General features: G+C 41.6%; 18 protein-coding genes. 11 read left to right on the top strand and 7 right to left on the bottom strand.

Going from position 1 to position 21,992, the window contains the following annotated elements:
• The first annotated feature begins 8 nt into the window (after positions 1–8).
• From L4C44_RS03735 to L4C44_RS03725, 3 genes are all read left to right on the top strand, one after another.
• Complete coding sequence (locus L4C44_RS03735) at positions 9–1,064, top strand: DUF1254 domain-containing protein (RefSeq protein WP_146491640.1); 1,056 nt, start codon at positions 9–11, stop codon at positions 1,062–1,064.
• A gap of 498 nt (positions 1,065–1,562) precedes the next feature.
• Complete coding sequence (locus L4C44_RS03730) at positions 1,563–2,159, top strand: hypothetical protein (protein WP_146491639.1); 597 nt, start codon at positions 1,563–1,565, stop codon at positions 2,157–2,159.
• Between the two features lie 578 nt (positions 2,160–2,737).
• Positions 2,738–3,298, top strand: a complete 561-nt coding sequence (locus L4C44_RS03725; protein ID WP_428804391.1) for a prepilin-type N-terminal cleavage/methylation domain-containing protein — start codon at positions 2,738–2,740, stop codon at positions 3,296–3,298.
• Positions 3,299–3,411: 113 nt separating this feature from the next.
• On the opposite strand, the gene L4C44_RS03720 is transcribed toward L4C44_RS03725, so the two are convergent.
• Complete coding sequence (locus L4C44_RS03720; protein WP_428804390.1) at positions 3,412–4,794, bottom strand: MATE family efflux transporter; 1,383 nt, start codon at positions 4,792–4,794, stop codon at positions 3,412–3,414.
• A 411-nt stretch (positions 4,795–5,205) separates the two neighbouring features.
• On the opposite strand from L4C44_RS03720, the gene L4C44_RS03715 reads away from it, so the two are divergent.
• The 3 genes from L4C44_RS03715 to L4C44_RS03705 all read left to right on the top strand — a co-directional run bounded on the left by L4C44_RS03715 (position 5,206) and on the right by L4C44_RS03705 (position 8,889).
• On the top strand, positions 5,206–6,087 hold the full coding sequence (locus L4C44_RS03715; protein ID WP_428804389.1) for an aspartyl/asparaginyl beta-hydroxylase domain-containing protein: 882 nt from the start codon (positions 5,206–5,208) through the stop codon (positions 6,085–6,087).
• A gap of 23 nt (positions 6,088–6,110) precedes the next feature.
• Positions 6,111–6,992: a DMT family transporter gene (locus L4C44_RS03710; protein WP_428804388.1), complete on the top strand. Its 882-nt coding sequence runs from the start codon at positions 6,111–6,113 to the stop codon at positions 6,990–6,992.
• 1,060 nt (positions 6,993–8,052) lie between these two features.
• Positions 8,053–8,889 carry an alpha/beta hydrolase gene (locus L4C44_RS03705; RefSeq protein ID WP_428804387.1) on the top strand — a complete coding sequence of 279 codons (837 nt, stop codon included), beginning with the start codon at positions 8,053–8,055 and terminating at the stop codon, positions 8,887–8,889.
• A gap of 138 nt (positions 8,890–9,027) precedes the next feature.
• Here the strand turns inward: L4C44_RS03705 and gcvP are convergent, their stop codons facing one another.
• The 3 genes from gcvP to L4C44_RS03690 all read right to left on the bottom strand — a co-directional run bounded on the left by gcvP (position 9,028) and on the right by L4C44_RS03690 (position 13,721).
• Positions 9,028–11,907 (bottom strand): aminomethyl-transferring glycine dehydrogenase, encoded by a 2,880-nt coding sequence (gcvP, locus tag L4C44_RS03700; RefSeq protein ID WP_428804386.1) that lies wholly within the window; start codon positions 11,905–11,907, stop codon positions 9,028–9,030.
• 89 nt (positions 11,908–11,996) lie between these two features.
• Positions 11,997–12,377, bottom strand: coding sequence for a glycine cleavage system protein GcvH (gene gcvH / locus L4C44_RS03695; protein WP_017072176.1), 381 nt, complete (start codon positions 12,375–12,377; stop codon positions 11,997–11,999).
• A 51-nt stretch (positions 12,378–12,428) separates the two neighbouring features.
• The gene (locus L4C44_RS03690) at positions 12,429–13,721 is read right to left on the bottom strand and encodes a serine hydroxymethyltransferase (RefSeq protein ID WP_054546921.1); all 1,293 of its coding nucleotides are present in this window, start codon (positions 13,719–13,721) and stop codon (positions 12,429–12,431) included.
• Between the two features lie 440 nt (positions 13,722–14,161).
• Between L4C44_RS03690 and L4C44_RS03685 the strand changes: the two genes are divergently transcribed.
• The 3 genes from L4C44_RS03685 to L4C44_RS03675 all read left to right on the top strand — a co-directional run bounded on the left by L4C44_RS03685 (position 14,162) and on the right by L4C44_RS03675 (position 17,689).
• A complete protein-coding gene (locus L4C44_RS03685; RefSeq protein WP_428804385.1) occupies positions 14,162–14,785 on the top strand; it encodes a helix-turn-helix domain-containing protein in 624 nt (207 codons plus the stop codon).
• A gap of 446 nt (positions 14,786–15,231) precedes the next feature.
• The gene (gcvT, locus tag L4C44_RS03680) at positions 15,232–16,365 is read left to right on the top strand and encodes a glycine cleavage system aminomethyltransferase GcvT (RefSeq protein ID WP_141922143.1); all 1,134 of its coding nucleotides are present in this window, start codon (positions 15,232–15,234) and stop codon (positions 16,363–16,365) included.
• A 262-nt stretch (positions 16,366–16,627) separates the two neighbouring features.
• On the top strand, positions 16,628–17,689 hold the full coding sequence (locus L4C44_RS03675) for a S1 family peptidase (RefSeq protein ID WP_428804384.1): 1,062 nt from the start codon (positions 16,628–16,630) through the stop codon (positions 17,687–17,689).
• Positions 17,690–17,812: 123 nt separating this feature from the next.
• On the opposite strand, the gene L4C44_RS03670 is transcribed toward L4C44_RS03675, so the two are convergent.
• Positions 17,813–18,139 (bottom strand): hypothetical protein, encoded by a 327-nt coding sequence (locus L4C44_RS03670; RefSeq protein WP_146491629.1) that lies wholly within the window; start codon positions 18,137–18,139, stop codon positions 17,813–17,815.
• Positions 18,140–18,340: 201 nt separating this feature from the next.
• On the opposite strand from L4C44_RS03670, the gene L4C44_RS03665 reads away from it, so the two are divergent.
• Positions 18,341–18,658, top strand: coding sequence for a helix-turn-helix transcriptional regulator (locus L4C44_RS03665; RefSeq protein ID WP_285954521.1), 318 nt, complete (start codon positions 18,341–18,343; stop codon positions 18,656–18,658).
• Between the two features lie 92 nt (positions 18,659–18,750).
• Here L4C44_RS03665 and arfB read toward each other — a convergent pair whose 3' ends face one another.
• Positions 18,751–19,161: an alternative ribosome rescue aminoacyl-tRNA hydrolase ArfB gene (gene arfB / locus L4C44_RS03660; protein WP_004730912.1), complete on the bottom strand. Its 411-nt coding sequence runs from the start codon at positions 19,159–19,161 to the stop codon at positions 18,751–18,753.
• A gap of 87 nt (positions 19,162–19,248) precedes the next feature.
• Between arfB and L4C44_RS03655 the strand changes: the two genes are divergently transcribed.
• Positions 19,249–19,854: a beta-phosphoglucomutase family hydrolase gene (locus tag L4C44_RS03655; RefSeq protein ID WP_428804577.1), complete on the top strand. Its 606-nt coding sequence runs from the start codon at positions 19,249–19,251 to the stop codon at positions 19,852–19,854.
• Positions 19,855–19,889: 35 nt separating this feature from the next.
• Here L4C44_RS03655 and L4C44_RS03650 read toward each other — a convergent pair whose 3' ends face one another.
• Complete coding sequence (locus L4C44_RS03650; protein WP_428804383.1) at positions 19,890–21,794, bottom strand: diguanylate cyclase; 1,905 nt, start codon at positions 21,792–21,794, stop codon at positions 19,890–19,892.
• Positions 21,795–21,992 lie beyond the last annotated feature (198 nt).

Below are 21,992 nucleotides of genomic sequence, written 5' to 3'. Positions count from 1 at the left end.
GGTCAACAATGAAAAAATTAGCATTAGTAGTTTTAGGTTTAAGCGCAGTTTCTCTTTCTTCTTACGCAGCTGAAGAAGTTTCAACTCTAACAGAGTTCTTCAATGCCGATGGTGAAGTGACTACCGTCGACAATTACGCGGTGTACGAAACTTCACGTCAGTATTTGAAAAACCAAGAGCTTGTTGGCGTCAATACATTCCGTCACAAACGCGAGCTAACGCCAACAGATGAACAGGATGTGGTTCGAATGAACCGAGACACCTACTACTCAATGGCAGTAATTAATGTATCAAAGGGGGCGACCGTCACGTTACCTGAGATCCCTGAAGGCAAGTACATGTCGATGGAAGTGATTACTGAAGATCACCGCATTCAGCCAATGCAATACGGTTCAGGTACGTTTGATCTTTCTACTCATAGCGGTGATCACGTTTACGTCATTGTTCGTACCGACGCGACATTCTCGAAAGATGAAGTTCATGAAATCCAAGATAAAATGAGCATTGATGCAAAAGCGGATGGCGAGTTTACTGCTATGCAAGTGGATGAGAAATCTTTTGAAGAGGTAGAGACGAGCCTTAAGATGGAAATGCCAACAATACTTAAGCGAGATGGCGCTCAAGCGACATTTGGTATGTTTACAAGCCCTGAAGATGCTTCAAAAGAGATGTTTACTAAAGAGAAATACGCAGTTGGCGCAGCTGTCGGTTGGGGAGGCGCACAGCTAGAAGATAACATCTATGAAATCTCTGGAAACTTCCCAACAGATACTTGTCATCAGGTAACTTTTGAAGACCCTAAAAACCAAGCGTTTTGGTCAGTAACGGTCTACAACAAGCAAGGCTTCATGTTTGATGATGTAGCGAATGTAAGCTCGAATACGGCTGATAAAAATGCAGACGGCACTTACACACTAAGTTTCGGCTGTGGTGATGGCGCTGTAAATAATATCAAAACCGAAAATGACTCTGGTGCGTTTAACTTAGCTTTCCGTCATTACATCCCAAGCCAGAAAGTACGCGATGGGTTCCGAGTACTTCCTTCTGTGAAAGCGATTAATTAAATAAATGATATAGTCAAATATCAATTCGAGAAGCGCGTTGTTGCCGAATGACAGTAACGTGCTTTTTCGCATTTATAGTCTTATAGACTATTTTGATTAGTGTTAGTAGGAGTTTTATATTCTGTTTCGATAATTATGTAAATAACCCCCCCCCAATAAATAAGCTATTACAATGAAATGCCAGATATTACGTAGAAATTAATATGGACACTCTTCGAGTGATAATTGTATTTTATTTTTTTAATGTTAAATATATCTTTTCGACGAGTTGTAATTCCTTGATGATATTTAAGTTGTATTGGTTTTTATATTTGTCCTAATTGTGATATCTCTTATATCAACACTTGGTTGTGGTGAGTTTTAACGGGAATTGATATTGCGGAGAGCTGTATGATAATTCGATTGATAAGATTGAAAATCTAGAAGTAGATATTGGTATTAACCATTTAAATTTAAATTAAAATTAAAATTAAAATTAAATTAGAAAGAAGGCAGTACATGAAAAAATTAGTGTTCTTAATTTCCTGTTTATTGAGCTTAAGCTTACAAGCTAAAGTCGATATGGCAGATCCCACCGCTGTCTACAGTAGTTTGGGGGCTGAAGTTAATACCGCAGGTGTAGATATGAGTGTGGGGCTTGCTTCTGGTCGACACTTGGCTTTATTGGAGTCAAAAGATGGCTTCGATAAACTAAAATTAACATATGCAAATATGAAAGATGGCCAAGGCTTCTACACTGAAGTAGGAGGGAATAGCGATGTTAGAAATGTGAGTGCTGGTTATATTATGACATTTAAGTTAGATGCCTTAGTGATATATCCAGTTGCAATGCTAGGGTATACAAATAATGAAGTGGTAGATGATTATGATATGACATCAACATTGGGTTGGTATACTCGTTATAAGTTTGCAGATAATTTCCACCTTGGTCTAGACCCTTTTTATTCCTCTCAATATGGTAGTGAATATCAGGACAGTTTATCGACTGACTTGTTCGTAGGATATCAACATGGTCGCCATAGATTCAGACTTGGTGTTAATATGATCAGCAACGATGAAGAACAATACTTTTTAAACTATAAGGTTGCTTTTTAACTCAAGACCAAAAAAATACTTTAGAGAGAATGATTATAGCGACCTTGAATATAAAGTTAACGAACAAGCTTGGGTTTTACATTTTGACACCGGTGAACATTGATAACATTTCCTTCTAACACTTCATAACTTTAATTTCATTAGTAATTAGAACAATATCGATTCAATAAGCGCGTTTATTGGCAGTGGCAGTACGCTGTTTTTCATTTAGTACCTAGATATATGCCTAGTTGTCTGCTGTGTTGAATTATCAGTGTGTGCGAAGACGTTTAAGAAATGGATGAGACTTAAACAGTTTAAATCTCAGCTTGCCTAACTTGCGTTACATCAAATAAATCGATTAAACATTATCTGTACCTTACTGGTATTTATGTCGTTGTATCGGATCTTCAATGATTGCTCGTACCTTATGCGACAAGGCTTCTGGTCAATTCGACAAAGTATTGAGCCAACAATCGACTTATGTTTGCTTTACCTGTTGCTCATTGAGGATGTTTCATGTGTTCTCTTTGCGATGTATAGTTATTGATAAGTCATTTACTTATCGAATGTTTAAGTTTCAAATTGATGTGGGTGTCATGAAGAAAAACGGATTTACTTTAATTGAACTGATCGTGGTGATTATCATACTCGGAGTATTAGCGGTAACTGCGGCTCCAAGATTCCTTGGTATCCAAGAGTCAGCAAGAGAAGCGGTGCTTGAAGGTGTTGCTGGCGCAATGGAAGGGGTGATCACTCAGGTAACATCGAAAGCTATTATAGTAGGGCTCGACCCTGACGCAACAAACCCAGGTGACCAGAGTAACTATGTGATCGATTTTGGTATCGGTAGTGTTGAAGTTGATTGGGGTACGCTATGCCCTGAAAGTCAAGGCGAGTCTGGTGATAAACCATTAAAAATGCTCGATTTTCTTACTTTATCTGAAGATGAAAGCCTAACGTCAGATTTTGCTAATCGGTATACCGTGGTTGGTTATGAATACCCGTTTACTACATCAGAACTTGATGGCCCAATTATAAATGTTCTTCCATCTGGATGTTATGTTCTTTACGATTCTTTCGGTGGTCGAGTAAGTGGAAATTCGTGTCCTGATGGTGGTTGTGAATGTACCGTTGAAGTGGTGAACGACGAGTGTTAACCAGAGAAGCTAAACGACTCTATTTGGAATAAAGCTTATTCGAATTAGATAAAAAAGCGCGTTATTGCCGAGTAGCAATAACGCGTTTTTTTGTATTAGTTTGTTGGTCTATCTTAGTTTGCTAATGGAGTACATTCTGGCGGCAGGTCACGCTTCTTAATTACGTATCGCAAGCGAATTAACATCAGTGTCGCTGATACGCTCAAGCCCGTTAGGATACCAATCCAAAAGCCTTCTTCACCCATTGCAGGAACAATGTAGTCTGTTAAACCCAACACCATGCCCAGTGGTAGTGCTAAGCCCCAGTATGAAGCGATAGCTAAGATCATCGGGATCTTAGTGTCTTTATAGCCACGCAACGCGCCGTTGGCTGAGGTTTGCAATGCATCGCTGAATTGGTACATCGCCGTAAAGGTCAACAATACTGCTGCTGTCGCGCTAATTGCTGGGTCGGTGGTGTAAAGCCTAATGATCCATTCAGGGAACAGAAGGAACATCGCAACCGAAAGTAATGATATCAACGCGGCAACCAAAATGCCGACTTTGCTGCGTTCAATTGCGCCTAGTTCATCTTTTTCACCTAGCGCGTGTCCAACACGAATCGTGATGCCAAATGAGATACTCATCGGAATCACGTAAGTTAGGCTCGAGATGTTAAGTGCAATTTGTGCTGCTGCCACGTTCTCTGCACCAATACGGCCAATCATTAATGCGATTACCGCAAAGATGCTGCCACATACAGCGATGTTCATCCCGATAGGTAAACCTAATCTTAGAAGGTGAAGCATCTCTTTTGCTTTTGGCTTCGCGTCTGCAAAGCTGATGATGGCCTTGTAGTGGTGATGACCTTTAATGTAGGAATACAGCATCCCCGACATTAACCAATACACTAAGCTTGTCGCCCAGCCACAACCCACAGCACCCATTTCAGGGAAGCCGAATTTACCGTAGATAAGCACGTAGTTGACCGGAATATTCACCAACAGACCAACCACAGAAATGATCATCGGTACTTTGGTGTTGTTCATACCTTCACAGAAGCCATTCAAGGTGTAGAACAGGGCAATACCCGGCACACCAAAGGCTAGGGCAAAGGCATAATCACTGCCGATAGGGATGATCTCAGCGGCAACCCCAATCCATTCTAAGATCGGTTTCGCACTCACCAAGTAAGCGATAAGTAGCACACTCGCTATTAATGCCAACCAAACCATCTGGAAGAATTCAACAGAGATACTTTGAAAGTCACGTGCGCCACGGTGGTAAGCGACAACAGGCGTTAACGCCATAATCACGCCACGCAGTAGCAGCAACACAGGAATCCAAAGGCTGGTACCAAGTGCAATAGCGGCAAGATCGGCAGGGCTTACTTGGCCAGCCATTGTCGTATCGACAAATCCCATCGCTTGGGTCGCTATTTGAGTCAAAATGATTGGAACCGAAAGATGCATAAGCGCACCCGATTCACGAGTAAAAGGACGAAGTTTCGTTAGCATGGAAGTTCACAACACCAATATAAATACACGAATGATGACAGGATGGCCGGTGTGCATTTTAGGATGTGCCCCGTTGGGCGGGCGACAATATAAACACCTTACCGTATAGGGTCAAGCTTTGAACTGAACAAACTAAATAGCGAGTAATGTGGTGTTGTTTTTTTCATTTTAATCAAACACTTATAATTTTTCTGAATCTGACTTGTGGTGGTTCTATCTGAGGTTAAAACGGTACTAACTCTTGTTTAAATGGCATTTATATAATTAAAAGTATGCTTTTATATGTGTTAAGTCACATATTGATTTTAAAAATAATTAAACCATTGATAGTTGTTTGTTGTTGAGTACTATGTCGAACGTAAAATGCGTGTTACAAAATATTAATAAAAACAAAAATAAAAGGTTAATAAATTGAAATCCAAAACTAAGTTGCTAGGAAGAATCGACTTTGAAAGTAATTCTTTAAGGAAAGACCTTGATATCATATCTAAGTTCCCTGTGTTTGAAGAAGAATACAACGAATTTAATAGTGGTACGTGGATAAACAATTCATTGTGGAATGATGACGGGGATTATCAAAATACCCAGTACAAAGATAATAAAAACAAAGCGAAGATGACCGAACTAGGTAAGCAAACGTTATATATCAATGAAATTATCAATAAGTACTTTGACGTAGAAAATCTTAAAATGGTTAGGACGCGTAACTTAATAAATGGTCAAGTTATACCGCACAAAGATTTTATTGAATTGGGTGATAATAAGGGAAAATATATACGTGTATTAATTCCTCTTGAAACTTCGTTAACTTCTTATCATAGTGATGAAGACTACGGGGTATTTAGAATGCTTAAGGGTGATATTTGGATGCTTGATGCAAGTGTAGTCCATGCAGCATACAATTTTGGTGATGGGAACCGAGTTATTCTTTGTTTAGATTTTCAATATGATGGTGTAGATAATGTAGACCCCTCACTTATATTCAAAGACAAATCTATTCATGATGAAACCATAGAAGCTATGGTATTTCAAAGGGCCCCCCTTCGAGAGCAAGATGTTTCAGATTTTATTTTTGATATCTCAAAGTCAATTTATAACCTTGAAGATCTTAAAAGTGCGATTTTGAAAGTATCTAGTGCTCATGTTCATCACGATATACCAATTAAAGAGACGTACGATATCCTTATTGAAGCTACGAAGTCTAAAGGTGGTGATATATATAATACTTGCCATGAAATGAAGGAATATTACACTGTTAATAGAAAGTTAGGCGAAAGATTCACTACAGTGTAGTTTTTATAGCTGGGAGGCTATCTGTGAAATATTTAGGATGGATTTTTGTTTTTCTGTGGGCTTCCGGCTATATCGCGTCTTCGATAGGATTGAGTTATACTAACCCACTTACTTTTATAACACTTAGAGTGATTATTGCATTATTTGTTTTCGTAATTATTAATTTTTTAATATTAAGAAATAATAAAGTAGATAATAGGAGTATGGTACATGCCATGATTGTAGGAGTGTTTATACAATTTCTCTATCCGGTCTTTTTCTCTTATTCATTGGTGTCAGGAATCAGTCCTGCGATGTTGACGATAGTCTTAGGATTGCAGCCAGTTTTAACGTTAATAGTATCTAGAGATCTAAATTCGAAATTTCAAATTTATGGGGTCTTAGGTTGTGTACTCGGTACATTGATTTTTTCGGTGGAAAATTTCAGCTTGGGAACGACAAATTTTGAAAATCTTATACTTGCAATCTTGTCGTTATTAGGTGTTACATTTGGTTCTATACATCAAAAAAAATATTGTTCAAACATACCTATTGAAAAAAACATGTTGTTTCAATGTTTTTCAGCAACACTAATACTATTGCCTACAACTATTATTTTTAGTGAGTTTAAATTTGATGTGAACAATATTTCCATATCAGCATTACTTTGGCAGTCACTTTTAATTTCTGTGCTTTCATCTATGCTCCTTATAAAAGCCTTAAAATCGGGTACGGTGACTAATGTATCTACGTACTTTTCTTGTGTCCCAGCTGCCACTGCCGTAATGGCATACATATTTTTTGATTCTGTAATAACAGTAAATATGATGTTGGGTATTTTTTTGATATTTGGATGCACTTGGCTTATACAAAACCAAAATTGGATTGATGTTTTTTTTGAAAATAGAGCCAAGCAGAAAACGTAAGTATAGGTTTGCTATTTTTTTTGCTTACTAAGTCTATTCTATAGTCGACAATAATATATTATAAAGACCACTTATAAACGTGGTCTTTTCCTATCATAAGAAATATAATGATTTTATTAAAGAAGATGACGTTGCGGGCAGTGTTAATTATTGGTTGAGTCTTTGTCTGATTATTAATTATAGTCCTTCGCGAATGGTCTATATGGTCTATATGGTCTATATGGTCTATATGGTCTATATGGCCTTTTGGGCCTTTTGTGTTTATATGAAAACTGGCCAAGGTTAAGCTACATTAAAAATGTTTAATCCAAGTCATTTAAATAAAACTGAATCACCTTTCAATGTTTCGTTTCTCAACAAGTTTACCACATAATTTTAGTCCGCTTAACGTGGACATTATATGCCCAGGTTGGATATCTTATTGAGGGGATAATGAAAGATCCAGATAGCGAGTGTTCTAAGTGGAAACTCGAGAGAATAAAGGGGCGCCTGAATTTGTTATTCGTACTGCATTTTCTGCTATTTTTGGGGTGATGATCGGTCGAAGTATTGCCCCGTTGTCTATTTTTTAGAAACAGCTTGAAGTTGGACGAAAACTACTAATGTACTAATGAGTGGTGTTTGGGTATCTGTTGGCAGACTTCCTCTTAATTTCATAATTTGGTTGTGGCGTGAAAGAAAGGATAAACGTCATACCGCTAGGTTTAAACAACACATTGAACACACTACTATGGCACCAACTATTTTTGTATACCATCACTTCTTAGCTTCAAATCTGGCAGCGTGTAAACTTCTTACTGCCACAAAGCCAACAGAAACACAAAAAGACCAATCCCAAGTGTGACTTTCAAAAATAAGCCAAGAGGGGCTCCACCTTTTGGCGCTTTGTTACAACATCCCATAATCGTTTCCTAGTCATATTGAACTCGTGAGTTAACCTTAAACCTTTCCCTTACGGTAAGGTCAATGAGTTTATAAAACTTCACCAAATTAACCTTTCTTATCGTGTTGGATTCGTTATGATAAATCCAAATTCTGCGATTAGAAGTGAGAGGGTAATGTGTTGATAGAAAGGTGGTTAGAGATTGATGGTGACCAGCTTTATTGCTTGTCGACTGACATCAAAGAGTCTCAGGAAACATTAGTGTTAATTCATGGGTTGGGTGAGTCACATTTATGTTTTGCCGACTCGTTAGATTGGCTCCCGAATTACAACTTAGTCATGTTCGACCTTTGTGGTTATGGCTATTCTCCTGCTTCAGACATATCCCATTCAACAGAAACCCAAGCAAAGCGAATATTGAAAGCTCTCGACCTATTGAGCATCAATGATTGCTTTCTACTTGGGCACTCTTGGGGCGGCGATACATCGACGTTGGTTTGTGAATACGACACGAAAGGTATCGTGCGTGGTTTCATTAATGCTGAAGGCGGGTTGCACGAAGAAAGCATCATTCTATCCCAGATTATTGCAGACACATATTCTGAACTAAGTACTGATGAATTTACGAACTGGGTGAAAGGAGAAGGTTTCTCAAAACGTTTTGCCATGGCTTGGGGACACGGAGCGGGTGTTAAGTATCTTTCGTCAGTTAGACGATGTGAGCCAGAGGTTCTTGGTCAAACCGCCAGTGAAATCTACGGGCAACATGCGACTCAAGATATCCGTGGCGTGGTTGGCTGGGGACAAATCTACGAAAACTTATCCATACCTAAAGTATATTTTTGGGGTACTGACAGCTTAAAGGGGTGTGAACGTGCGAAAGTGTTTATTAGTACGTTAGACAATGTTTCGTTTGAGGGCGCAAACCACTGGGTGCAAAACGATCCGGCCAAGTTCTATGCAGAAGTAGACAAATTTATTACTTGTGTTAAAAGCGCACCAAAGCTTAGGTAACCATTAGCCATACTCAAACCAATATGTGTATTGCGGACCAGATTGAAGGATCTTAGCCTATCAGCTTAAAATAATTGACTATCCAACAAAAAAAGCGAACCAAATGGTTCGCTTTTGTTTATCTAAAATCTACAAAAATTAGTCTTCGTAGTTATCGATGCTTGGGCAAGAACAGATTAAGTTACGGTCGCCGTATACGTTGTCTACACGGTTAACAGTAGGCCAGTACTTCGAGTTCTTCGTTGCTTTCGATGGGAAGCAAGCCAGTTCGCGAGAGTAAGGGCGCTCCCATTCTGCGCCTGAAAGGTCAACTTGTGTGTGCGGCGCGTTCACTAGAGGGTTGTTGTCTAGTGGCCATTCACCCGCTTTCACTGCTGCCATTTCGTGACGGATTGCGATCATCGCTTCACAGAAACGGTCTAGCTCTTCTAAATCTTCAGATTCAGTTGGCTCTACCATTAGTGTGCCCGCTACTGGGAAAGACATAGTAGGTGCGTGGAAACCGAAGTCCATTAGACGCTTAGCAATATCTTCTTCGCTGATGCCTGTGTCTTCTTTAAGTGGACGAATATCGATAATACATTCGTGCGCTACGCGGCCGTTAGTACCACGGTAAAGAACAGGGTAGTGAGGACGTAGTTTTTCCATCACGTAGTTCGCGTTCAGAATCGCTACTTTCGTTGCGTCTGTTAGGCCAGGTTCGCCCATCATAGCGATGTAAGCCCAAGAGATAGGTAGAATTGAAGCACTACCTAGATCTGCAGCTGATACCGCGTAGTCTGAACCTTGTACACCGTTTTCGATGTGACCTGGTAGGAAAGGTGCTAGGTGCGATTTAACGCCGATAGGACCCATACCCGGACCGCCACCACCGTGTGGGATACAGAATGTTTTGTGTAGGTTCAAGTGAGATACGTCTGAACCGATGAAGCCAGGTGAAGTTAGGCCTACTTGAGCGTTCATGTTCGCGCCGTCTAGGTAAACCTGACCGCCCGCTGCGTGTACTTGTTCACACACTTCTTTCACTTGCTCTTCGTATACGCCGTGCGTAGAAGGGTAAGTGATCATGATGCTTGATAGGTTTTCTTTGTGCTTCTCGATTTTCGCTGCTAGGTCTGTCATGTCGATGTTGCCATCTTCATCACACTTAACAACCACTACCTTCATTGAAACCATTGATGCTGTTGCAGGGTTAGTACCGTGCGCTGAGCTTGGAATCAGACAAACGTTACGGTGAGCTTCACCGCGGCTTGCGTGGTAACGTTGAATCGCGATTAGACCTGCGTATTCACCAGATGCACCAGAGTTCGGCTGTAGTGAGAAATCGTCGTAACCGGTGATTTCACATAACTTCTCTTTAAGATCTTTCGCTAGCGCTGTGTAACCCGCTGCTTGATCAAGAGGTGCGAATGGGTGAATTGAACCAAACTCAGGCCATGTTACTGGGATCATCTCAGCAGCAGCGTTCAGCTTCATCGTACAGCTGCCCAGTGGGATCATGCCGTGCGTTAGTGAGAAGTCTTTGTTCTCAAGCTGTTTTAGGTAACGCATCATTTGCGTTTCGCTGTGGTGCGTGTTGAATACTGGGTGAGTTAGGAACTCTGATTCACGACGGCAGTTTTCTGGAATTGCCGCAAATTCGTTTGATGCAATGTCAGAAGATAGTGCTTGAACGTCTTCTTTCACGTCGAAGATTGCGAACAGTGCGTTCACGTCGTCGATTGTGGTTGTTTCATCTAAGCTGATACCGATCTTACCTTTAAGAAGGCGAAGGTTGATGTCTGCTGCTTGCGCTTTCGCGTACAGTGCATCTGTCTTCTCTTCAGAGTTGATCGTGATGGTATCAAAGAAGCTGTTGTTCGTTAGCTCGTAACCCGATTTAGTCAGGCCAGCCGCTAGAATAGCTGTCATGTGGTGTGTACGACGAGCAATAGTACGTAGGCCTTCTGCACCGTGGTAAACCGCGTAGAAAGAAGCCATGTTTGCTAGAAGTGCTTGAGCTGTACAGATGTTCGATGTCGCTTTCTCGCGGCGGATATGTTGCTCACGAGTTTGCATTGCCATACGTAGTGCTTGGTTACCGTGAGTATCGATAGAAACACCGATGACACGACCTGGCATTGTACGCTTATGCTTTTCACGAGTACCCATGAATGCAGCGTGTGGACCGCCGTAACCCATAGGAACGCCGAAACGCTGAGCTGAACCGATGACTACGTCTGCGCCCATTTCGCCAGCTGGCTTAAGTAGAGCAGAAGCAAGTAGGTCAGTTGCAACCGTTACAAGCGTTTTGTTTGCTTGAGCTTTCGCAATGATGTCGGTTAGATCGCGAACTTCACCTGTAGTTCCAGGGTATTGAACTAACGCACCAAATACGTCTTGCTCTGGAAGTGTTTCAAGAGCACCAACCATTACTTCAAAACCGATGTACTCAGCACGAGTTTTAACAACTTCTAGTGTTTGAGGGTGAACATCGTCAGCAACGAAGAATACTTTGCTCTTGCTTTTACCAGCACGCTTACACAGTGTCATCGCTTCGCCAGCCGCTGTCGCTTCATCAAGAAGAGATGCGTTTGCGATTTCCATACCAGTAAGGTCCATGACCATTTGTTGGTAATTTAATAGAGCTTCAAGACGACCTTGAGAAATCTCTGGTTGGTATGGTGTGTAAGCTGTGTACCAGCCTGGGTTCTCTAAAACGTTACGCAGAATAACGTTTGGAGTGAATGTGTTGTAGTAGCCTTGGCCAATGAAGGTCCGTTTCACTTGGTTTAGGTTAGCGATCTCTTTAAGAGAGGTCAGCATGTCCATTTCGCTCAGTGGCGCAGCAAGTGTCATTGGTTTTTCAAGACGGATTTGTGCAGGAACCGTTTCGTCGATCAGTGCGTCTAAGCTAGTCGCGTTGATCGCTTCAAGCATTTTCTGCTGGTCTGCTTTATTAGGGCCGTTATGACGAGCAACAAACTCGTTTTGAGTACCCAGGTCTTTTAGTAATTGGCTTTGAAGTAATTCAGTCATGATATGTTCTACTTTCTCTCTGGAGCCGTGAGCTAGCCCCTAAAATTAAGCTGCTCAAAAGAGCAGCTTTATCGTAATGAGGTTACCTATTAGTCTTCTTCGATAGAGCTTAGGTATTCTTCCGCATCTTTAAGGTTGTCTAGTTCAGACGCATCAGACATCTTCACTTTAACAATCCAGCCACCTTCATAAGGTTCTTCGTTGATTAGCTCTGGGCTATCTTCTAATTCTTCGTTGATTTCTACGATTTCGCCAGAGATTGGTGCGTAGATATCAGAAGCAGCTTTCACTGACTCAACTAGAGAGAAGCTTTCGCCAGCTTCGATTTCGTCGTCAGTGTCAGGCAGGTCAACAAACACAACGTCACCTAGCATCTCTTGAGCGTGCTCAGAAATACCGATAGTTACAGTACCGTCACCGTTGTCTTTTACCCACTCGTGGCTGTCTGCAAACTTTAGTGTATTGTCCATTGCTTATTCTCCAAAAATTTATGAGGTTTTAATTTAAATCTTAAAAACGGTCTAACGGTAAAGAGGGAAGCGCTTGCAAAGCTCTTTAACTTGCTTGCGAACACGTTGCTCAACTTCAGCGTTGCCTTCAGGGCTTTCAACTAAGCCATCAAGTACATCGCCGATCCATTCACCGATAAGTTTGAATTCTTCAGTGCCAAAACCACGACTGGTTCCAGCTGGCGTACCTAAACGAATGCCAGAGGTAATCATAGGCTTCTCTGTGTCGAATGGTATGCCATTTTTGTTACATGTGATCCCCGCACGCTCTAATGCTTCTTCAGTTACGTTACCTTTCAAGCCCTTAGGACGAAGGTCAACCAACATTAGGTGCGTGTCTGTTCCGCCAGTCACTATGTCACAACCGCGAGTTTGCAACACTTCAGCAAGAACTTTTGCGTTGTCGATCACTGAATCAATATAAGTATTAAATTCTGGGCCAAGTGCTTCGCCAAACGCCACTGCTTTAGCCGCGATAACGTGCATTAGTGGGCCGCCTTGTAGGCCAGGGAACACTGCAGAGTTGATCTTTTTGTTGATGTCTTCGTGGTTAGTCAGAATCATACCGCCGCGTGGGCCACGAAGTGTTTTGTGCGTTGTTGTTGTAACAACGTGTGCATGTGGTAGTGGGCTCGGGTGAGCACCTGTGGCGATAAGACCCGCGATGTGTGCCATATCAACCATTAGGATTGCGCCAACTTCGTCAGCGATTTCACGGAACTTAGCGAAATCAATAACGCGTGGGATAGCACTACCACCAGCAATAATCATTTTAGGTTGGCTTTCGATAGCTAAAGCGCGGACTGCTTCGTAATCGATTTCAAGAGTGTCGCGGTCTACGCCGTATTGAACCGCGTTGAACCATTTACCAGACATTGCAGGACGTGCACCGTGTGTAAGGTGACCACCAGCATCTAGGGACATGCCTAAGATAGTGTCACCAGGTTGAAGTAGGGCAAGTTTCACTGCGCCGTTGGCTTGAGCGCCAGAGTGTGGCTGTACGTTTACGTATTCACATTTGAACAGCTGTTTAGCGCGTTCAATCGCGATAGCTTCTACTGTATCTACATGTTCACAACCACCGTAGTAACGGCGGCCTGGGTAGCCTTCAGCGTATTTGTTTGTTAGGCAAGTGCCTTGAGCTTGCATTACTGCTTTAGAAACGATGTTCTCAGAAGCAATAAGTTCGATTTGTTCATTTTGACGAGTATTCTCTGCTTGGATGCCAGCAAATACTGCATCGTCAGTACCAGATAGGTTCGTAGTGAAAAAACTGTCTAAGCTATGGTTTTGGTAAGCGTTCATTGTCGAGACCTTTCATTAAGCTAATGGTGATTGTTTTTATAGTCCATTAGGTCTTACGTTGATTTCTGCATCGGAATCGTTTGCGCTATATAGGTATAAATAAACGTGAATTGCGTTATAAATATACTCTTACAGCGTCTAAGCGATCGTTGTAGGGTCAATGCAGCACGAATTGTTTCCCAAAAAGTTCGGGTAAAAACAGCTCTTACAAATGTTAAATCTATCATTTGCTGCAAGCTGAAGTAGCATCTCTTCATCTAACAAGTCGATAACATAGCTCCGATAAAATCAATTTTCAACAAAAATTTCCAATAGGAAACAACTTTTCTGGTTTTGCTACAGGGAGCACGCTTTATTTCTCTGTGTGCTCTTTAATCAATAAAGCGCTTCATGCAACAATGAAATTAATAGACAGGAAGCAAGAAATTAATGAGGGACCTATGTCAGAAGACATTTATGATGAGTACCCATCTTTAACGTTGGCGAAAGAGACGTTAGACCAGAATATCGAACCACTTAGGCTTGGCCAACGTATTAAAGATATCCGCGGCAAGCTTGGAATTACATTAGAAGAGGCAAGTCAAAGAACAGGCTTAGCTCGCTCTACGCTCAGTAAAATCGAGAACGAACAGATCTCGCCAACGTTTCAAGCAATGCAGAAGTTGGCGATGGGGTTGCAAATAGACATGCCGCAACTCTTTGAACCGCCAAGAAAAAAAGTGGCAACAGGACGTCGCGACTTAACCAAGGCAGGCCAAGGTAAACCGCACCCAACACCGACTTATGAGCATGAACTGCTTGCGACTGAGCTTTCTAATAAGAAGATGATGCCGTTTAAGAGTCGAGTGAGAGCACGTACTTTTGAAGAGTATAACGATTGGGTGCGTCATGACGGTGAAGAGTTCTTAATGATCATCTCTGGGGATGTGATGTTCTACTCAGAATTCTACGAACCTGTGCCAATGAACGAAGGCGATAGCATGTATTATGATGCCAATATGGGCCATATGCTGATTTCCACCAGTACAGAAGATGCACTCATTTTGTGGGTGACTGCAAAATAAGTTAACAAACTTAGTATTTCTTATAGTGAATGCAAACGTTTGCTTTTGTTTCGAACGTTAGCCAATAGACGCGATATTGATGTGAAAATCATCAATATCGCGTTTTTGTATGTATCTATAAATTGTTTTTAAATTGTTAAATGTCACATTTTGAGCTGTTTTAATCTTGTTAAGGGTGTAAAACTCACTCAGGCTTGTTTATTATAGTGAACACGGTTTACTCATGTTGATTGAAGTTTACTGAAGTGAATTCTTAGAAAGTGAGTTGTATGGGATTTGTACAGCTATTCATATTTATAAAGCAACAATATAAGCCTATATAAAAGACATCACTTTTTACTATCTACTGTTTCTAATGTTAATCCGTATCGTTAGAAGCGACTCTAAATAGAGATATAAGCGGCAGACTCGGTTTGGAAAGCCTGCAACGCTTCATGGAGAAGAAAATGACTCAAGAACACGCTAATCAAGACCTATTAACAACACCACTGCATGCACTTCACGTTGAAGAGGGTGCAAAAATGGTTCCTTTCGCTGGCTACGATATGCCAGTTCAGTATCCACTAGGTGTAAAGAAAGAGCACTTACACACTCGTGATGCTGCCGGTCTTTTTGATGTTTCTCACATGGGGCAACTTCGTCTTCATGGCGCGAACGCCGCTGCTGTCTTAGAATCTTTGGTTCCTGTAGATATTATTGACCTTCCTTCTGGTAAGCAGCGCTATGCGTTCTTTACTAACGAGCAGGGCGGCATTATGGATGACCTGATGGTTGCTAACCTAGGCGATCACCTGTTTGTTGTTGTGAATGCAGCATGTAAGACACAAGATATCGACCATCTAACTGCGCACCTTCCAGCTGACGTAGAAATGGAAGTGATTGATGATCGCGCTCTATTAGCACTTCAAGGCCCTAAAGCGTCTGAAGTTTTAGCTCGTTTCCAACCAAGCGTTGCTGACATGCTGTTCATGGACGTTCAAAAAGTTGATATCGACGGCGTTGAATGCATCGTGAGCCGCAGTGGTTACACGGGTGAAGATGGCTACGAAATCTCAGTTCCTAACGATCACGCTGAAGCGCTTGCTCGTAAACTAACATCAGAAGCAGAAGTAGAGTGGATCGGCCTTGGTGCTCGTGACTCACTTCGTCTTGAATGTGGTCTATGTCTATACGGTCACGACCTAGATACAACAACTACTCCAGTAGAAGCTAGCCTTCTATGGGGTATTCAAAAAGTGCGTCGTACTGACGGTGAACGTGCTGGCGGCTTCCCTGGCGCTGATATCATCCTTGAGCAAATCGCGACTAAAGACGTTCAACGTAAGCGTGTTGGCCTAGTGGGTCAAACTAAAGCTCCTGTACGTGAAGGTGCTGAGCTGTTCGATGCGGAAGGAAACAAAGTCGGTGTGGTAACGAGTGGTACTGCTGGTCCTAACGCGGGTAAGCCTGTTTCAATGGCGTACGTACGCACTGATCTTGCTGCTATCGGTACAGAAGTATTTGCTGAAGTTCGTGGTAAGAAGCTACCAATGACAGTAGAAAAAATGCCATTCGTACCTCAACGTTACTACCGTGGCTAATCTCTTTTAAGATAAACCACTGAGCTAACTGAAAGCCTATCGTTCACCTCTCTGTATTGAGATTTCAAACGGTAGGCTTTTTTGTTGTTGGAATAGTATAACCTTCTGTATTACAACTCAGTTCGGTTACTCAAAATTAGTTTATAAAATGAGAGATGTGGCCATATCGTTACAAATACTTACTATACTGTTGGTTGTGACGTGTTATGGTGGCGATTCATCATTTCTGTAAATAAGTAGTAGGGGTTACAAGGAGTTATCTATGAATGTGAACCATAAATTGAGTCCGGTTCGTAAGGCCGTTGTTGGACTTTTAGCGCCATTGATTTACACATCAAGTGTTATGGCAACGGAAAACTCGATCGAAACTTCTCCTGACACGAGCGTAACACCTTATATCGTGAATGGTAGCAATGCTTCCGTTGCCGATTTCCCTTCAATGGCGAGTTTGTTTATCGACCGTATTGATTATGATGGTGTTTATTCTACCGGCCCATACTGTGGAGCAACCATTTTAGACCCAAAGCATATTTTAACGGCTGCGCACTGTATTTATGGTGATGAGGAGGGACAGTTATTTACTACTGTGGTTCCACAGCTCGAAGATACGTCTCAATTTCCTAATGGTAATGTTCAAAAATCGCGTGTATCCGAAGTTTACTATCGCAGCGACTACTCAAATGCGTTGAGTGATCTACTACGTAACGATGTGGCTGTCCTAAAGCTTGAAAGTGCACTTAATATAGATTCAGTGAACGATGTTGTTAAGCGCCCAAGCTCCGACGGTTACCGTAGTTCTTTGGAGATGTTTACCGCTGTTGGTCATGGCGATACACGTTCAGGGTATGACGCTACTACCTTATTGCAAAAAGCATCTCTTAATTACGTAGACAACGCGACTTGTGCAAATGCCTTTATTGATGGTTCGGTATTAACGGATAATCAAATTTGTTTTAATGGTGACTACAGCGTATTTACTGGTCTTTATAATGGTACTTGTCAAGGTGACTCTGGTGGTCCAGTCTATTGGAAAGATGGTGCTGACTATCGACAGGTTGGTATCACGAGCTTTGGCCCGGACACATGTGGTGGTAATTCTGCGGTGACCTCTGTATTTACAGAAATCTATGATTATAGAGATTGGATCGATAGCGTTATTGCAGGGAATGAAACCGCTAAGTTTGTTGCAACAGACGCCAAACGAACGGCTTATGTCAATGCACGTACTTCGTCTGGTTCTGGTAGCAGCGGGGGGAGTGTGTCGTTTGGCTTACTAGGCGCATTGATGTTACTAGGTGGGTTTAGAAGAGCTACCTCTCGTTAGATTGATTCCTCATGTTAGTTAAACAAACAGCCAGTCATTCAATAATGATTGGCTGTTTTGTTTTGGTCTGGTCTGTTTGTTTAAGCCGTTGAGAGTTTTGCGCTACTCGTTGATACTAATTGATTAGACGCATAATTCAGTAGATGCTTTTCTACTGTATCTTTCGATAATCTCATCCATCTCTTTTATTGCATCATTGATGCTTTTGATGCCACCTTGCGCGACACCTTTTTCGCTTGGGTTCAATGCAGAAAAAGCCCGTTTTAATTCCTTATCTTCCAACATGTTCCCGTGCAACAACACTTCTTTGTAGGTGAGTAGCCTATGCTGTACCGCGATAATTTGACTGCGGGTATTCTCTGATTCTAAAGCGTGCTTTATGCAAGGAAATGCCAATGTATAACGATTCGCAATTTCCAATTTGACGTCTTTGTTATTCGCAATTTGCAATTTTTATTATTTCCCAACACTTGAGTAATCAAGTTTGTTAGCCTGTACGTTCACGACCGCTCTAAGTGTCAAAGTTTATGAAACGTAACGTTTTTTAATGATCGAATAATATGCCTTTAATGGCGTATGTAAACCGTTGTGAGTCAATATGGTCTGCTTCTTGCTGAAATTAGGTCATAACTGTCTATTGAGGGTAAGCTTATGTCACAAGAACCCATAATAATGGCGCTGATTGATCGCAGAAAGCAAGCCAATTTGTCGCAAGAAAAATTAGCCTCAAGTGCGGGAATGAGTTTAAAAACCTATCAAAGGATTGAACGTGGTGAAGCTGACATCAAAATGTCTCAGTATCGTTCTATCACCAGAACCTTAAAAGTGACGGATTTGGATGTCGTGCTTGATATTGTTGGCGCATCACAAGCTACAGCAGAAGATGTTGCAGCGGTCAGTCGTTTACTGACCAGCGAAGAGAGAATGTTGTTGATCAAACTGATTTTGTCGGTCAAAAAACAGCCGTAGCGATTTGGTCTAATAGGTATCGTTTTTGCTCAAGCAAATAGAGTTAAAACGGTTGTTTGGTAGGTGGTGTGTTCACTGATGACATGAAACTATTATTCTACTCTTCCGCGCAGTTGCTTGGTGGTACTTCTTTGCTTTTTACCTTCTAAACGTCTTTTCTGAGAGCCACGCGTCGGCTTAGTTGCTCGTCTTACTTTTTGAACCTTTGTCGCTTCCAGGATCAGTTCTTTCAAACGCACCAAAGCATCATCACGGTTTTGTTCTTGAGTTCTATACTGCTGCGCCTTAATGATAATCACACCATCTTTAGTAATGCGGCTATCTTTGTGTGCGAGGAGCTTTTCTTTATAGAAATCAGGTAGGGTGGAGTGCTTGATGTCAAAACGTAAATGTATCGCGCTCGATACTTTATTGACGTTTTGGCCGCCGGCTCCTTGTGCTCTGATCGCAGTTAGCTGAAGTTCCCAGTCTTGAATCGAAACAGAGTTAGATATTTGTAACATAAACATCCATTTTGAACGGTAATATGGGGTCATGATACTGAATATTGGTTATGGTATCAGTAATTTTCTTAAAGAGTGGTAGTAGTGATGAAAATAGATTTAACGGCGTATGAAGGATTAATCTTTGATATGGACGGTACGTTGATCGATACAATGCCAGCACATGTCAAAGCATGGCAGCAGACGGCAGAAGAGTTCGGCTTTCACTTCGAAGCATCTTGGCTGCACAGCTTAGGTGGAATGCCGAGTTATAAGATAGCCGATGAGGTGAACAGTAAATACGGCTTATCGCTCGATCCACAAGCTGTTTCAGCGTTTAAGATGGCATCATTTGCCGCTATTGAAGATAAAGGCGATATCATCCCGTGTACTCATTCTCTACTGTTAGAAAATCTAGGAAGTAAGAAGATAGCTGTCGGGACGGGGAGTCAACGTAAAAGTGCGGAGCAGCTATTAGATAAAACGGATATCCTGAATAAGCTCGATATCCTAGTGACAGCAACAGACGTTAAAAACCACAAGCCAAATCCAGATACTTTCTTAGATGCGTGTTTTGGTATGGGATTACAACCAAAGCAGTGTGTTGTGTTTGAAGATACCAATCTTGGTAAGCAAGCCGCTCATGCCGCGAAGATGGATTGTGTTCTTGTAGTTGAGGGGAACAAGTTAGAATTTTATCCAGCTCCAAGCTGATCGGTTGCCTAGCAAGGAGATGCCATTGTCTTTTGCTAGGCTATTTCGCTCATCTCTTTGTCTAGGAATAAGCATACGTTGTTTCTACCTGCCGCTTTAGCTTCGTATAACGCTAAATCGGCGCACTTGTAATTAAGTGCTGGATCATTTGTTACGTTAGTAATCCCACCGCTCACGGTGACCACGTTGTCGAGTTCAAGGCTGACAGCGACTCTCAGCCTATTTAGAACGTATTCAGCTTCTTCAGTTGTTGTGTGAGGTAGAATTACGCCAAACTCTTCGCCACCAATGCGAGCGACGAAATCAGTTTCACGGCATTCACGTTGAAGTACTTGAGCAACTGTTTGAATGACTCGATCACCATAATCATGCCCAAACCTGTCGTTTATGCGTTTGAAGTAGTCAATATCCAAGATGGCTAAACAAGATTGTTCGCGAGTAGGGTAACGATTAACACGAGAACACTCATCTCGAAGTTCAAGGTCAAACTTTCGTCTGTTCCAACACCCAGCTAATGCATCTTTCTCACTTAGGTTTCTAAGTTTGTTTTCAAGTTCTTTGTGTTTACTGATGTCGACAAATGACGCGACATAAAACTGAATTACACCTTTAGAGTCTTTAATGGTTTGGATGCGCAGTATTTCAGTGATCAAAGACCCGTCTTTGCGGCGGTTGACCACTTCACCTTCCCAAACTCCGGTCTTAGTGATAATGCTCCACATTTTGATGTAGAAGTCTTGATTGTAGCGGCCAGAGGCAAACATAGATGGTTGTCGGCCTTTTACATCTTCTAACTCATACCCACTAACACGAGTGAACTCTTGGTTTACTTTGATGATTCGGTTGTTTCTGTCTGTAATGACTAAAGCAGACATACCATTCATGGCGGCCTTTGCGAGTTGGCTATCTATGCTGTTTTTTTTATGGTTTCTGTTCCACAGAACAAAGCCTGCGGAGATCATCGAAATGAGGAAAGATAAGGTGATGATCTGAACGAAAATCGCTTGTTTTTCTTGTCGGTATTGGCTGTTAAATTGCTGGTTTTCAATATGAAGAACCATGTAAATAGGGCCTTCAAACTGCTTTATCTTAGGGCTGATGTCGGAGTGAAAATACCAATTCTTACCATCAAAATAGCTCGATGATGAATTGCCTTGAATATCTTTCCACAGAGCAGGGTATAGCTTTGCGTATGTTTTGTCGGCGCGCGACTCAATCACATGGCCAAATGATTCAGTCGGATCTGGCCCCATAATGACATGCCCGGTTTTGTTGAGAATGACTGGGACTGCTGCTGATGTGCCAATCTGGTAATGTAATCGCTTATAAATCTCAAGCATGTTCAGGTTCGCAATGAAGTAACCAACAATACTGTCGCCTTCAGCTACGGGGGTCATAATTCGAAGTGCAGGAATCAAAGGGCGGACAATTTTGCCGTTTTCGATTTCAAGATCAATGCCTTTAGAGCTGACATCTCCAATCTTTAATTTTTTTAGTGCCTTATAATAATCACGCGAAGATTTATTTTGCAGTTCGTTATCCGGAACTACCGTGGCTTGGCCGTCTTTGTAGTTAACACGGTAGACTTCGTTACCATCTAGATCTAGGTAGCGTAGCTGAGAATAGTATTTTTGGCCACGCGCTAACATGACCCAAAGATCTTGTAGTGTTTCTTTGTGGATGAGTGACGGATCTTGAACTGCACGAAGTAACGTTTGAGAGTCTGCAATAGAAGGGACAGAGTTAGAAATTTGCTCCACGATAACGGCGAGTTCATGAAAGCTGTATTCAATCTGATTTTGGCTCGATTGCTTGATATTTAGCGTATGCTGAGCTTCAACTCTGTCAAATTCAGAATTGATATACAGGGCAGGGACTAATCCTAGAGCGAATATGGTGCATAGAAATTGGCTGACTAGTTTTTTTATACTCGTATTCATCACTGTCCTTAAAGAATCAGCGCAATACTATATATTTTATAGGGTTTTTAATGTGATCTTGCCCCAGAACTTAAGATAAGATGCGCATATAACGACGATTTTAGTGCAACTTTTTGCACTAAAGCTTGATTATTGAGCAATCACTTCGTATTAAAATCATTGCTCAATTGATCGATACAGTCTGTAATCAGAGCCAGT

The sequence above is a fragment of the Vibrio satsumensis genome (genome assembly GCF_050337435.1).
Classification (GTDB): Bacteria; Pseudomonadota; Gammaproteobacteria; order Enterobacterales; family Vibrionaceae; genus Vibrio; species Vibrio satsumensis.
This window is presented reverse-complemented; position numbering and strand designations above follow the sequence as displayed.

Excerpts from the sequence above, each read along its gene's own strand:
- L4C44_RS03730 (WP_146491639.1), top strand. The coding sequence starts at position 1,563 with ATGAAAAAATTAGTGTTCTTAATTTCCTGTTTATTGAGCTTAAGCTTA.
- arfB (WP_004730912.1), bottom strand. The coding sequence starts at position 19,161 with ATGTTACAAATATCTAACTCTGTTTCGATTCAAGACTGGGAACTTCAG.
- gcvH (WP_017072176.1), bottom strand. The coding sequence starts at position 12,377 with ATGGACAATACACTAAAGTTTGCAGACAGCCACGAGTGGGTAAAAGAC.
- L4C44_RS03675 (WP_428804384.1), top strand. The coding sequence starts at position 16,628 with ATGAATGTGAACCATAAATTGAGTCCGGTTCGTAAGGCCGTTGTTGGA.
- gcvT (WP_141922143.1), top strand. The coding sequence starts at position 15,232 with ATGACTCAAGAACACGCTAATCAAGACCTATTAACAACACCACTGCAT.
- L4C44_RS03735 (WP_146491640.1), top strand. The coding sequence starts at position 9 with ATGAAAAAATTAGCATTAGTAGTTTTAGGTTTAAGCGCAGTTTCTCTT.
- L4C44_RS03725 (WP_428804391.1), top strand. The coding sequence starts at position 2,738 with ATGAAGAAAAACGGATTTACTTTAATTGAACTGATCGTGGTGATTATC.
- L4C44_RS03720 (WP_428804390.1), bottom strand. The coding sequence starts at position 4,794 with ATGCTAACGAAACTTCGTCCTTTTACTCGTGAATCGGGTGCGCTTATG.
- L4C44_RS03650 (WP_428804383.1), bottom strand. The coding sequence starts at position 21,794 with ATGAATACGAGTATAAAAAAACTAGTCAGCCAATTTCTATGCACCATA.
- L4C44_RS03665 (WP_285954521.1), top strand. The coding sequence starts at position 18,341 with ATGTCACAAGAACCCATAATAATGGCGCTGATTGATCGCAGAAAGCAA.
- L4C44_RS03685 (WP_428804385.1), top strand. The coding sequence starts at position 14,162 with ATGTCAGAAGACATTTATGATGAGTACCCATCTTTAACGTTGGCGAAA.
- gcvP (WP_428804386.1), bottom strand. The coding sequence starts at position 11,907 with ATGACTGAATTACTTCAAAGCCAATTACTAAAAGACCTGGGTACTCAA.
- L4C44_RS03690 (WP_054546921.1), bottom strand. The coding sequence starts at position 13,721 with ATGAACGCTTACCAAAACCATAGCTTAGACAGTTTTTTCACTACGAAC.
- L4C44_RS03655 (WP_428804577.1), top strand. The coding sequence starts at position 19,249 with ATGAAAATAGATTTAACGGCGTATGAAGGATTAATCTTTGATATGGAC.